This window comes from Enorma phocaeensis, assembly GCF_016901575.1.
GTDB classification, from domain to species: domain Bacteria; phylum Actinomycetota; class Coriobacteriia; order Coriobacteriales; family Coriobacteriaceae; genus Limicola; species Limicola phocaeensis_A.
In genome coordinates this window covers 178,418-191,421 of the sequence record NZ_JACJKQ010000003.1, presented here as the reverse complement: position 1 = coordinate 191,421, position 13,004 = coordinate 178,418, and the positions used below count along the sequence as shown (strand labels likewise).

The 13,004-nt window shown below is 62.8% G+C and carries 10 protein-coding genes; 3 read left to right on the top strand and 7 right to left on the bottom strand.

The genetic code is table 11. The features are described from left to right. Positions 1-20: 20 nt before the first annotated feature. From cysE to H6A15_RS03985, 3 genes are all read left to right on the top strand, one after another. Positions 21-722 carry a serine O-acetyltransferase gene (gene cysE / locus H6A15_RS03995; protein ID WP_204672403.1) on the top strand — a complete coding sequence of 234 codons (702 nt, stop codon included), beginning with the start codon at positions 21-23 and terminating at the stop codon, positions 720-722. A gap of 266 nt (positions 723-988) precedes the next feature. Next, a complete protein-coding gene (locus tag H6A15_RS03990) occupies positions 989-1,825 on the top strand; it encodes an alpha/beta hydrolase (protein ID WP_204672402.1) in 837 nt (278 codons plus the stop codon). A 182-nt stretch (positions 1,826-2,007) separates the two neighbouring features. Further along, positions 2,008-2,892, top strand: coding sequence for an alpha/beta hydrolase (locus H6A15_RS03985; protein ID WP_204672401.1), 885 nt, complete (start codon positions 2,008-2,010; stop codon positions 2,890-2,892). A 57-nt stretch (positions 2,893-2,949) separates the two neighbouring features. On the opposite strand, the gene H6A15_RS03980 is transcribed toward H6A15_RS03985, so the two are convergent. The 7 genes from H6A15_RS03980 to H6A15_RS03950 all read right to left on the bottom strand — a co-directional run bounded on the left by H6A15_RS03980 (position 2,950) and on the right by H6A15_RS03950 (position 12,966). Next, positions 2,950-4,809 carry an ABC transporter ATP-binding protein gene (locus H6A15_RS03980; RefSeq protein ID WP_428840691.1) on the bottom strand — a complete coding sequence of 620 codons (1,860 nt, stop codon included), beginning with the start codon at positions 4,807-4,809 and terminating at the stop codon, positions 2,950-2,952. A gap of 47 nt (positions 4,810-4,856) precedes the next feature. After that, entirely contained in the window at positions 4,857-6,767 is a 1,911-nt protein-coding gene (locus H6A15_RS03975; protein WP_204672399.1) for an ABC transporter ATP-binding protein, read from the bottom strand. A 95-nt stretch (positions 6,768-6,862) separates the two neighbouring features. After that, on the bottom strand, positions 6,863-7,474 hold the full coding sequence (locus tag H6A15_RS03970; protein WP_204672398.1) for a MarR family winged helix-turn-helix transcriptional regulator: 612 nt from the start codon (positions 7,472-7,474) through the stop codon (positions 6,863-6,865). Positions 7,475-7,732: 258 nt separating this feature from the next. After that, positions 7,733-8,038, bottom strand: coding sequence for a CDP-alcohol phosphatidyltransferase (locus tag H6A15_RS03965; protein WP_204672397.1), 306 nt, complete (start codon positions 8,036-8,038; stop codon positions 7,733-7,735). Between the two features lie 182 nt (positions 8,039-8,220). Beyond that, positions 8,221-8,916, bottom strand: a complete 696-nt coding sequence (locus H6A15_RS03960) for an ATP-binding cassette domain-containing protein (RefSeq protein WP_204672396.1) — start codon at positions 8,914-8,916, stop codon at positions 8,221-8,223. Positions 8,917-8,918: 2 nt separating this feature from the next. Then, the gene (locus tag H6A15_RS03955; protein ID WP_204672395.1) at positions 8,919-11,321 is read right to left on the bottom strand and encodes a hypothetical protein; all 2,403 of its coding nucleotides are present in this window, start codon (positions 11,319-11,321) and stop codon (positions 8,919-8,921) included. Positions 11,322-11,421: 100 nt separating this feature from the next. Further along, complete coding sequence (locus H6A15_RS03950) at positions 11,422-12,966, bottom strand: hypothetical protein (protein ID WP_204672394.1); 1,545 nt, start codon at positions 12,964-12,966, stop codon at positions 11,422-11,424. Between the last annotated feature and the right edge of the window lie 38 nt (positions 12,967-13,004).

The following is a 13,004-nucleotide window of genomic DNA, read 5'->3' as shown; positions in this document are numbered from 1 at the left end:
TGCAAAAGGAAGCCCAGCTCATGAGCTTTATCACCACCATCAAAGAAGACGTGCGCACGGTCAAGGAAAACGACCCTGCCGCCCAAAGCGGCCTGGTGATCTTCCTCTCCTATCCGGGGCTCCACGCCAAATGGATGCACACGCCCGAGCATTGGCTTTGGGAGCATGGCGCAAAAAGCCTTGCGCGCGTGCTTTCCCAGATAACCCGTTTCTTCACCGGCGTCGAAATCCATCCCGCCGCCCAGCTTGGCCGACGCCTGTTTATCGATCACGCAATGGGCGTGGTCATCGGCGAGACCACCATCGTGGGCGATGACTGCGTGCTGTATCAGGGCGTGACCCTCGGAGGAACCGGAAACGAGTGCGGGAAGCGCCACCCGACGCTCGGTGACGGCGTGGTGGTGGGGTCTGGCGCAAAGGTGTTGGGAAACATCACCATTGGCGACCATGTGCGCATCGGCGGCAATTCGGTCGTGGTAAAGGACGTCCCGGCAGACTGCACCGTGGTGGGCGTCCCGGGACGCGTCGTGCGCCGCAACGGATGCCGCGTGCTCGAAGCCACCTATAACAAGAGCCAGCGCCGGGCGAGCATGCCGGACCCGGTCGAGGAGCAATCCCGCATGAACCGCGAGGGCATTCGCGGCAATCGGCGTCGGATCGAAGATCTCGAGCGCCAGGTCGAAGAGCTCACAGCCCTCGTTCAGGAGCTCTCGAAACGATAGCGGGTCGTCGCGATACGCAGGCCCGCACCCGTACGCCCCGCCCTGACATGATGCCGAGCGCGCCAGCAAGGCCCGCACACGCTACAATACGGTCGTCCTCTCGGAGGGGAGGGCTGCAGCCGTGCCGTCTCGTCGTACGCTTGGAAGCTCGAAAGATGGGGCAAGACCCCGTCGCCCGCCTCGCGACGACAGAGTGGCCCAGCGCTGCCCGGGCAGGGCCGTGCGCCCCGCCCCGATTTAGACGGTGACCATGAAAGGAGCGTCCCTTGGCACGCATTACCGTTGACTATTTCTCCGCCGCGCTCATGCGCACCACAACCCTCGATGTCATCCTGCCTGTCGACAACACGGGTGACGCCATGGCGCTCGACTACAACCTGCGCCATAACAACCAAAGCCACGTGGGAGCCCCCTATCCCGTCCGCAAGGGCCCGTTCAAGACGCTTTTCCTGCTGCACGGCATCACGGGCAACCACACGGACTTCATCTCCGAGACCCGCATCCGCGCGCTCGCCGAAGACCATAACCTCGCCGTGATCATGCCCTCTGGCTACAACGCCTTCTATCTCGATCATCCCGAAACGCACAACTACTACGGACGCTTCGTTGGCCAGGAGCTCGTCGAGGTGGCGCGCGCCATGTTCCCGCTGTCGCAGCGACGCGAGGACACCTTCATCGGCGGCGTCTCCATGGGTGCCTACGGCGCCTTGCGCAACGGCCTCAACTATTGCGAGAACTTTGGCGCCATCATCTCGCTTTCGTCCGCAATGGTGGTCGAGGGGTTCGACCGCATCATCTCAGACGACCTGTTCTTCTTGAGCCGCCCGTTCCTGGAGTCGACCTTTGGCGATCTTGACCACGTCGTCGACAGCGACAAAGATCCCGGACGCCTTGCCGCAGACATCGTGTACTGCGATCGCCCTCGCCCGCGCGTGTTCATGGCCGTGGGAAACCAAGATCCGCTTGCCCCGGCAAACCGCTACCTCGCCGACCGCATGCGCGGCACCGGTATCGACGTCACCTATCGCGAGATGAACGGAGGGCACGACTGGCATCTGTGGAACGAGGCCCTGCAGCAGGCCATCGACTGGCTGCCGCTGTAAGGCTCAGCTCCACCCACCCGCGCCCTGGACGCGGCGGCGCCGAGCGCCGAACGCCGACCGCTGCCGCCGCTCGTCCAAGTCGACTCCACATATGCCCGACGTCGGGTACCATTACGTTAGGTTGCAAGCGCCTCCCCGTGGGGAGGCGCGCGTCACTCGTTTGTCCCGTGAGGAGGAACGCCATGGCATTGCTCAGGGTTGACTTCTACTCGCGCTATCTGCAGCGCAACGTGATTCTCACCGCCGTCATCCCGGTGGACAAGATGGATGGCGACAAGCTCGCGAAGCGGCGCCAAGGCCCGTATCGCACCATGTACCTGCTACACGGCCTGTTTGGACGTGACTACGACTGGATCGACAAGACCCATGTGGTGCAGACCGCCGAGGCCCGCGACGTTGCGGTAATCATGCCGTCGGGCGAAGACGGGCTCTATCTCAACAAGCCCGAAATCAACGAATGGCACGGCAAGTTCATCAGCGAAGAGCTCGTCGAGGTCACCAGAAGGCTCTTCCCCCTCTCGCGCAAGCGCGAGGACACCGCACTCGCCGGCATCTCCATCGGCGCCTACACCGCCCTCATCAACGGACTTCTTCGTCCCGATCGGTTTGGGTCGATCGTCGCGCTCTCGGGCGCCTTCATGCGCGACCGCGTGCTCGAGGCGGTGGAGTCGCACAGTCCTCGCAAGCGCAAGTACTATGAGCGCTTCTTTGGCGACCTCGACACGGTGCTCGGCTCAGAAAAGGACTATGTGGCGCTGATCGACCGCTTCAAAGAAGACCCCACGCTGCCCAAGCCTCGTTTCTATGGAGCCTGCGGCGAGCATGACAACCTCTGCGACAACAACCGTGAGGTCGTGGGGCTCCTCCGCGACGCCGACTTCGACGTAACCTATTGGGAGCCCGAGATCGGCGCGCACGAATGGCCTTTCTGGAACGCCTGGATCGACTGCGCACTCGACTGGTTCGCGCCCGGCGAGATGCGCCCCTCTTCGGCGGCCGTCGACTACACCGCACTCACTAGCCTGCGTCCACCCGACGAAGGCAAAGGCATTCCCATGAATCAATAGGCAAGCGAAGGGCCCCAAAAGGGGCCCTTCTCCGTTTTCGCTCGATGTCGCCACACGCTATGCAAACTGGGAATTGTACAGACTTGCATACGCTCCGCCGGCTGCAAGGAGCTCGTCGTGGGTACCTTGCTCGATAATGGTGCCGTGGTCCATGACCAAGATGAGGTCGGAGTCCACGATCGTCGAGAGGCGGTGCGCGATCACGAAGCTCGTGCGCCCCTGCGTCAGGCGCTCCATCGCTGTAACGATGGCCTTCTCGGTACGGGTATCCACGCTTGACGTCGCCTCATCGAGGATGAGGATGGCGGGATTTGCCAGCAGCACGCGGGCGATGGTCAAGAGCTGACGCTGGCCCTGGCTGATGTTTTCCGCGTCGTTGGCCAGCTCGGTCTCATAGCCGCGCGGCATGGTTCGCACGAAGAAGTCGACCTGCGCCGTCTTTGCGGCCTGCACGACCTCGTCCCGCGTTGCACCGTCGCAGCCATAGGCGATGTTCTCGGCGATGGTGCCCTCGCGCAGCCACGCATCTTGCAGCACCATGCCGAAGTTTCGACGTAGGTCTGCCCGGGTCATCGCATGGGTATCCACCCCGTCGAGCGTGATGCGCCCGCCGTCGATTTCGTAGAAGCGCATAAGCAGGTTGATGAGCGTGGTCTTGCCGGCGCCGGTCGCGCCAACGATGGCGACCTTCTGGCCCGGTTCGGCGACAAAGCTCACATCCTTCATGAGGGGGCGCTCGGGATCATACCCGAAGCGCACGTGCTCGAAAGCAATGCGGCCGCGCACCGGGCGGGCGACCTCTGCCGGCTCGGCGGGATCCGGCTCGATCTCGGGCTCGTCCAAGATGCCAAAGACGCGCTCCACCGCCGCAAGCGCGCTCTGCAGCTGGTTCATGGTGAGCGAGAACTGCGTGAGCGGCTCGGCAGCCGTGTTCACGTACTGGAAAAACGCCTGCAAGGTGCCGACGGTAAGCTGCCCCCGCATGAGGAAGCCCGTGCCGAGAAGTGCAAGGACCACCTGGGCAAAGCGCACGAGGCAGCGCACCATGGGCGCGACGACGTTGGTGACGAAGTCGGTCTTGCGCATCGTGTCCGCAAGGCGCTGCGTGGCCTCGTGAATGCGCTTTGAGCTCTCATGCTCCTGGTTGAACGCCTTGATGACGATGCGCCCGGAGTACGCTTCCTCGACATGACCGGTAAGCACGCCTACCGCGCGCTGCTGCTCTGCCGCCAGGACGAGGGTCTTTTTAGCCACGAAACGCGTCATGACAACCGATGCCGCCGCGAACGCGAAGAACACAAGGGCAAGCACCACGTTCAGCCGCACCATCATGATGGAGGCACCGATGACCGAGCCGATCGCGATGAGCATGGAAAGCAGACCGCGCTGAAGCACCTCGGAAACCTTATCGAGGTCGTTGGTCGCGCGGCTCATGATGTCGCCGGGCTTGTGGGCGTCATAGTATTTGAGGGGCAGCCTGTTGAGCTTTTCGGCGATCAGGCGCCTGAGCTTGAGATTGAGCCGTTCGGCAAAACTCGCCATGGTGAAGTTCTGGATGGTGTAGAACACCCAGGCGACCGTCCAGATGCCGACAAAGATCAAGAGCTCACGCCCACCGGTATCCCAACCGATCGTGAAGGCCTCGCCGCGAGCAAAGGCCTCCTGGATGTTGCCCCACAGAAGGTCGATCACGTGTGCGCTGTAGGCAGGGGCGGCGATATGCGCGAAGGTGTAGCACACGATGCATGCCAGCACCACGGCAAAGCGCCAATGCTCGCCGACAGAAACCGACCACAGGCGCACGAGCGTTGCCGCCGGGTCGCGTGGCACCTCGAGCTCTTGCTCAGGCTCGGGGTCTGGAGCGCCCGACGGATCGGGCTCGGTGGGATCAAGCTGTTTGATGGCATCGTCTTGCATGTCCTGCAACTCGGCAGCCGTCTGCTTGGTCTTCTCAATCGTCATGGCTACTCGCCTCCCTTCATAGCCGCGTCTCGCCCGTCGATCTCATCGTCCTTTGCATCCCCTGCCGCACCCGTCAGCGCCTCGAGCTCGTCGGAACGCAGCTGCGACCGCGCGATCTCGCGGTAGGCCTCGCAGGTACGCATGAGCTCCTCGTGCGTACCCAGCCCCTGAATGCAGCCGTCTTTCAGCACGACGATCTGATCCGCCGTGAGGATGGTGTTGATGCGCTGGGCGATGATGAGAACGGCGGCGTCGGCGACCTCTTCGGCAAGCGCATGGCGCAGCGCGGCGTCGGTTTTAAAGTCGAGCGCCGAGAAGCTGTCGTCAAAGATGTAGAGGTCGGCCCTCTTCACCAACGCGCGGGCGATAGAGAGGCGCTGCCGCTGGCCGCCCGAGAAGTTGGTTCCTCCCTGCGCCACACGGCTTGCAAGGCCACAGGGCAGCTCGCGCACAAAGCCCGACTGCGCGACGTCGAGCGCGTGCCACAGCTCGTCGTCGGTGGCGTGCGCCGCGCCGTACCGCAGATTGTCTGCGATGGTTCCGCTAAAGAGCCACGCCTTCTGCGGAACATACGAGATATGCTCGCGCAGCGCCTCCTGCGTAAGGTCACGCACGTCGAGGCCGCACAACTCCACACGGCCGTCAGTGACGTCGTGGAAGCGAAGGAGCATCTTGGCGATGGTCGACTTGCCCGAACCGGTGGGTCCGATAATGGCCGTCGTGGTGCCGCGGCGGCACATGAAGTTGATGTGGTGCAGCGTGTCCTCATCAGCGTCGGCAAACCGGAAGGAGGCGTTGCTGAAGTGAGCGACGACGTCGCCTTGGGCGCCATCGGTCGCCCGAGACGTCAAAGCGGACATGGGAGGCACGCCTGGCGAAGCCGCTTTCAGGCAGGCCTTCTCGGCGGCGCCCTCGCTGTCACCCGCCGCATCCCTCGCCGGCAAGGCCCCACACGCGCCGTCGGCAATCGACGGCTCGTGGTCGATCACCTGGCGGCAGCGCTCGAGACATACGAGCGCGCGGGGCAGCATGAGCGCGCTGATCTGGGCCATCATGATGAAGAACAAGATGAGCATGGCGTATTCGACGCACGCCGAAATCGATGCGATCTCCATCGCATGCGCGCCAACCCGATTGCCGCCGAGCCAGATGGTTGCGACCTCCGCGATGTTCATGATGAAGAAGCTCGAGCAGTCGAACGTGGCAAAGATCCAGTTCACGCGGATCGCGTTGGTCGCAAACGAGCTGAACGCCTCGTCGAGGCTCTTGCGCTCGACCTCTTCTTTTCCAAACGCGCGAATGACGCGCACGCCGGTGATGCTCTCGCGCAGACGCACGTTCATGCGGTCGATAAACTGCTGCAGCTTCTGGAAAATCGTCGCCGCCTTGCTCACGCTGGCCACGGCGATCACGGCGACCACCGCCACGAAGCACGCCAGCATGAGCCCCATCTGCATATCGATCGAGCAGGCCAGCGCCACGCCGATCACCGCCGCAAAAGGTACGGGCAACATCATCTGGATGGTCATGGTGATTGCCTGCTGGATCACGTTCACGTCGCCGAGCGTGCGCGTGATCATGGAGCCCGTTCCAAACTGCTCGAAGTCACCGCCCGAGAAGGCGAGCGAGGCATCGTAGACCGCGTTTCGGATGTCGCGTCCAACTTTCGTAGACAGATCGGCGCAGAAATAATTGCATGCGAATGCGCCCGCACCCGACACAAAGGCGGCGACGAGCATGTACATGCCCTGCGTCACGATGTAGTCGAAATCTCCCGTGGAGATGCCGATGTTGATCATGTTGGCGAGAATCGTAGGCACCAGCAGCACGCCCGCAAGGTTCACGGCAAGGGCCGCGAGCACGATGGCGGTCTGCAATCGATATGGCTTGAGGAAGCGCAGCAGCGTTCTCATACGACGAATACTCCTTCGCTAGGTCTGAATGGGTAGATGGCTATCGACAAAAAGCCGGAGAACCCCGAACAGGGGACGGACGGGACGCAGCCCGGTCAATGCTCGCCCGGACAGGGCTCGCTTTCGCCCCACAGGTCGCAGGAGGCGCGCACGGCATCTTCCTGCTTGCCCTCGACGCGCTCCACGCACTCGTGGGCACGTCCGATCTCTGCATCGAGCGCATCCACATAGCGTTTGACGAGGACCACCAACTGTTCGCGCTCGCGCGAGGCCAAGGTTGAAAAGGCCCGCTCCTCCGCTTCGATGGCGGGGATGATACGCTCGCGGGAAAACACGCGGCCAGCCTTGGTGAAGCTCGCCACCTTGCTTTTCCGGCTTCCTTCGACAAAATCGAGCTCTATCAAACCGCGTGCCTCAAGTGACTTGAGCGCAGAGTTGATCGTCTGCTTGCTATAGGACCACGACGCGGTCAACGTCGAAACCGGCAGGGAGCCGCCGGCGATCTGGAGGTCGTAGAGCATCCAATACGCGCAGTCGGAGATCCCGCAGCCATAGGCAAATACGTGATAGAGCTGATCGATCTCGTTGTAGAGATAGTCCAGCTGCCGCGGACCAGAATCCGCCTGGAACCTATCCGGATCCCACGGCGCGTCATCGACATGGGTTTGCTCCCCGCCGCACGCCGTCCGCGGATCGGCATCGTCCATATGCATCCCCCTCTCACCATGCTTGAATAAAAATGCCTCGGGCCCGATGGTAGTCCGATTTCGGATTACGGTCAACAAGCCTCATGGAGAATCGAAGAAGGGGCCTCTGGGCAGTCACTCAAGCGCAAGGCTCCTGCCATGCAGCCGCATTTCCACACGACGGCATCGCATAAGAAAACCGCCGACATCTGGGGGGAGATGCCAGCGGTTTTGAAAGGAGAGCAGTCAGATTTTCACGACTGCGCAGATGTCCTCAGGCTAGAGCGACCAGCCCTCCTGGACCGACTCGTAGAAGGTCGCGTCATGGAAGAGGTCATGGATGCTCTTGCCGTCAAGGAACGGCAGCTCGATAAGCTCAGGCATGGTGGTTACAAGCTCGGAGCAATCGGTAAAACGACCCTTGTCGTTAAGTTTGGAGCAGTCCTGAACGCGCCAGTACCCGTCGGTGTGCGTAATGTAGTACTCACCGCCGTCAACGTCCATGAACACACGAGTCTTGGAGCGCAGGTACCCCAGGAACCCCTCGAAATCGAAATCAAGTGCCCCCTCGGCTTTGAGTCCCATGATTACCTCCTCGCTTTGGGCGCCCCATGCCAGGCGCCGGCCTATATGTACCAGATAGTCTTAGTAAACCCGTCCAGCGTTGCTGGCATACCGCCATTTAGGTAGACGGCACGGCTGGCGGGGTGGGCGGGAACCACCCCGGAAGTTTTATGGAATATTCTTCCCTTGCCCGCGAGACATCCTCAGGAGGCGTTGCGATAGAGCCGACGATATATGTCGCGCGCCCGCTCGCCACCCGAAGAGCGGGCGTCGGCGACAATCAGGCTCTTATCGCTTATGAATACGATGCGGTCACTCACCTCATCGACGTTTTCCAGGATGTGGGAACTCATGACGATCGTCTTTCCGCGGCGGGCGAGGGCGCGCAGAATGGCCGTGTTGCGCTGCACGTTCGTTGGATCGAGCGCGTTCATCGGCTCGTCGAGCAACAAGCACGGCGCATTGGTGGCATAGGCCACAGCAAGCGTAAGCTGCTGCTTCATACCTTGCGACAGCGTCCTTACCCGCTTTCTCATGAATCCGTCGATGCCGCAGGTTCGCGCGACAGCCTCCACAGAACAGGGAGACGCCCACAGGCTTCGCGCCATGCGAACATGGTCGAGCACCGTACATGAGGGATACAACAGCGACGCGTCGCCCGGCGCATAGAACACCGTAGCGCGCAGGCGAGCGCCATCGTGGGCGGGAACGCCCTGAACGCTGATCTTTCCACGGGCTCGCGCGCCGCCCATCCCTGCAAGGGTGGTAAGGAGGGTTGTTTTGCCAAAGCCGTTTGGCGCCACGAGGCCAACAACCTCGCCGCGCTCAAGCGTCAACGACGCATCCTCAAGCAGCGTCACCGAGCCGTGACCCAATGTGAGATGGCAAAATGACAACATGGCTACAGCTCCTTTCGAGAGATTTCCTGCTCGGCGCCAGCAACCCGTACGGTTCGGCCGACGACGACAGAGATGGCAGAGGACGCGACCGACGCGATGAGGCCCGTGACGGCCAGCCTTCCAACGTAGAGGTGGGCAAGCTCGCCCGCCGTGGCCACAGCCGGCAGTGAAGCCCCCGCCTCGCCGACCAACGCGGAAAGCCAAGGCAACAACCCAGGGCTGGCGGCATCCCAGACGATGACGGGATATGCCACCTCTCCCCACCCACAGCGTATGAGCGCCACGGCAAGCACAGGCAGCCACGCAAGAGCCGCGCCCACAAGCCCCACGACGATTGTTGCGGAGGCCACCGAAAGGGCGCGCCTCCATCCACGAACGGGAACCTGTCTCAGCAGGCCGCGCCGCGTCGCAGAGATCGCCATTGCCCCCGCAGCGAAGTAGGGCAGAGCCCCCAGAAGGGCTGGATACAGGCGCGCATCAAAGGCAACGAGCCGAACGGGCGAAAGCTGGGAGCCGACAAGCGCGATGGATGGGTCGTCCAGCTCAGACAGTCGGCGATAGAACTCCTCGCGGCTGCGTGCGATCCCGGGGTTTTCTGCGGCGGCAGCCAAAACGGCCCCTTCTTCAAGACGTGCCGCCCACCACCCTTCATACGCCGCGGCAGCAACGGCAAACGAACGCGCGTCGGGCGCCCACGCCGCATCTGCCAGCAGCTCGATATCGCGCCGGGCGAAAGCCGGGTCGGAAAACGCGGCAAGGTCCCCTCCCTGAGCCCGACTGTGCTCCTGATATCGGGACACATACGCATCCTGGGTATACGCCTCCATGCCCGTACGGAAGGGCACGACTGCCGGAAGCACCAGCACAGCAGCCTCACAAACGACTGCAGCAGGAATCGCAGCCCCTCTCAGCAAGACGGTAAGATATGCGGCCGTAGTCGAGCGCACCGTCGCGGCCGGCGCGGGCAGGTCTCGCGCGCCATCGCGGAAGGCACGCCGCACATCCGGCGTCCCTCGCGCAGACAGCCGAGGGGAGAAGCGGGCCCCTTTGGCACGCATCGCTCCCCCATCGCGCGAACTCGACGCCGCGCCGCTGTGCTCGAGGGCATGTGCGCCTCCGCGAGATGCCGAGCCGCCCGAAGGGCCGCCGACGCTCCCCATCCGGTGCAAGCGGAGCGCATGACAAAACAGATGCACCGCGGTCACGAGGGTCACAAGCACGAGGGCCGTGCCGCCCAAGACAAGCAGCCCATGCGCATAGTCGCAACCCGCGATGGGCAGAACATCGTTTTCGGTGTTGATGAAATAGCTCCAGCCGCCGACGACCTTATCGACACCGAGATACGTCGACGGCAGCCAGGGTGCCGCGCTTGCCAGAGGAGACAGCCGGTCGAAATAATCGGGAATCAAAGGGGCGAGCACGGTCGCAGACGCAACTATCACCCCGGGCGTCATACGATGGGTCGCGCAGCACGACAATTCGAGCACCAAGGCAATCACGAGCGTTGCGAGAACGCAGAGGCTCGCCCCCTGGAAGATCACCTCGCCCGCCGTTGTCGCAACAACCTCGCCTGCCTGGAAATACACCACAGGATACGAAAGGTTGCCCAGCCCGTTTTTCGCAGCAAGCCACACCAGCCCCGGCAGCACAACCGCAGCCATGGCAAGCAACGAGCACGCGGCAGCGGTCAAGACCTCGACCGTGGACGCCGCGCCGCGAACAAGTGGAACTGCGTCAAGTAGGCGTCGGCGCGTCTTCCAGCGAAAGACGCAGGCGGATGCCACCACCGCGGGCACCATCATGACAAGGTGTGCCTCGGGCGAAAACGACGCCGCAGAAGATGAGGGCTCGGCGGAGCCCGCCGCAAGCGACGCCAGCAGCTGGCTCACGATGGGAAGCGAGAACCATTCCTGCCATCGATAGGTAAAAAACGCGATGGCCGGCATCTCTTGGATGCTTTCGTATAGCTGAGGGTCCTCGAGCCTCAACAGCTGCTGATAGAATTCCTGCGAAGCCTCGTTCTCGGCATGGGAGAAACCGGCATAGGGATACTGCTCGTCATGGCGCAACAGTTCCAGGATCGCCTTGATATAGGAGCGGTCATCGGTGGCTGCGCGCATGAGGTCGTACACGCGACCGCGATCGACGAACTCCTCCTGCGCCCGCTCCTCGAGAAGCGAGGACGGCTCCCGCGCCAGCCATTCCCTCTGAGAGGCGCTCGCCTCTTGCTGCTCATACAGGTCGAAGTTCGTCTGCATGGACTGCCTGTCATAGGGGCCGCTAACCGCAAGGGCGGGCATGTTCGCCACACCGACCCACAGCAGCGCAGAGGCGACGAGCACCGACACCCACAACAAGGGGCTTCGGACCGCAAGACAAAACAGCGTCGCCGCATATCGTGCCAAGGCACGTGCCTGGCGGGGACGGCGCGCACGCCCTCCGCCTGGCTTTGCCCCATTCCTTTTCCATCTCATATGAGTAGTCATGCATCCATCTCCCTCGTCTTCAGCTGCCGCGAGCGGGCAACGTGTCGCAACAGCGCCATCCATTCCAGCGACATACGCCGGCAGGAGGGGGAATACCTATTGCGTTGAGAGAGGCGAGTAAGCGAAGCCTCGATGCCAGGGAAGAGGCCTCGGGCACATGTGTCATGGCGCACATGCTCGCGTGCAGCTTGCGCCAACGTGCGCTGAGAAATCCGATGGGTGACGTTGCCACGAGAATCCGCGCAGGCGGGCCGTGTGCGAGCGGGTCTCCCGGAAGCATGGAGGCAGGCGAAGGCGAACCTGGCTCGGCAAGGCGAGACCATGTGGGCGCGATAAGGCCGATGCGGTACGAGCGACCTTGGCAAAGCGCCAGTCGCCAGCGTTCGGCCCCCTCGGCAAGACCTCGAACTGCCAGCGTCATCGCGATGATGCCCGCAGCAGCAGCGGCAAACGTCAAGATACCCGAGGCAACGCCGGCACCGGAGAGCTGCGGCGGGGTGGCAGCCGTTGCAAAAGCGTCGGCAGACCCGGTAACACGCCCGGGGTCGGCGTAAGTCGCAGGAAGCAGGTGCGCAACGTCTCGCAACGGACTAAATATCGTGAAATACCACGGCTGAGCAGCAAGCACGAGCCCTGCTGAGCACACACAGGCCGCAGGAGCAGTCCCGCCCGCTACCCTGCATGACGCCGCCCCCAGGCAGGCCGCCACCAACGACATCCCGCAAAGCAGGGCGGCGCGCTCGATGAGAACCATGCCCACCGTCGTAACGCCATAGGTGGCGTCGGCCGCTTGAACAATCACAGGGTAGGCCAAGTCGCCGATTCCATTGTGCGCGCACGCAAGCAAGCAAGCGGGAACCGTGACGGCAAGCGCTGCAGATGCCCCGCTCACCGCGCCCGACACCACCGAACGTCCCATCCGCCTCAAACCGCAGACGCCCCGAACATGAAATGCTCGCCACCCGAATCCCGCACCCACAAGGGCCGCGGCAACGATAGGGATCGCCCAAACAAGAAAGTCGAGCGACCCGTCGTAGCCACGCGACAGAAGCCCCTCATGTCCCATAAGACCGCCCGCGGCAAACACCAGAGGCGACAGGATAAACTGCCGCGATGCAAGATATATGGCCGCCGGCATCGTCTGGGGCAGCGTGTAGAACGCAGGGTCCTCAAGCTTGGAGAGTGCATGGAACTGCAGTGCCTGAGCCCCAGCCGCTCCGGACGGCTGCAGTTCGTAGTACTGTGCCGCAGCCTCCAGGAAGCCTTTGACATCGGACGCCGAAAGCGCCTCGTCGAGTGCCTCCAGGCGCTTCTCTTCTGCTGCCATGAGTCTCATCTGAGACAGCGCCAGCTCGCCACGTTCGGCGAAGCCGCGCATAAGGCGGAGGTTTCCCGCAAGGCTATCGCGCGCCTCTTCAAGCGAACGATACATGCCGTACGGAAGCTGTTCTTCGACCGACAGCGCCTCATCCTGCAAGGAAGGCCGCACACCCATGGCGGGCCATGCTGCAAGCGCAGCCGCAACAAGAACGCAGGCCAAAACGGCAGGGTGGGAGAATACCATGCGCAACACGTATCGCATGCGCCGCGCCATCCCGCACC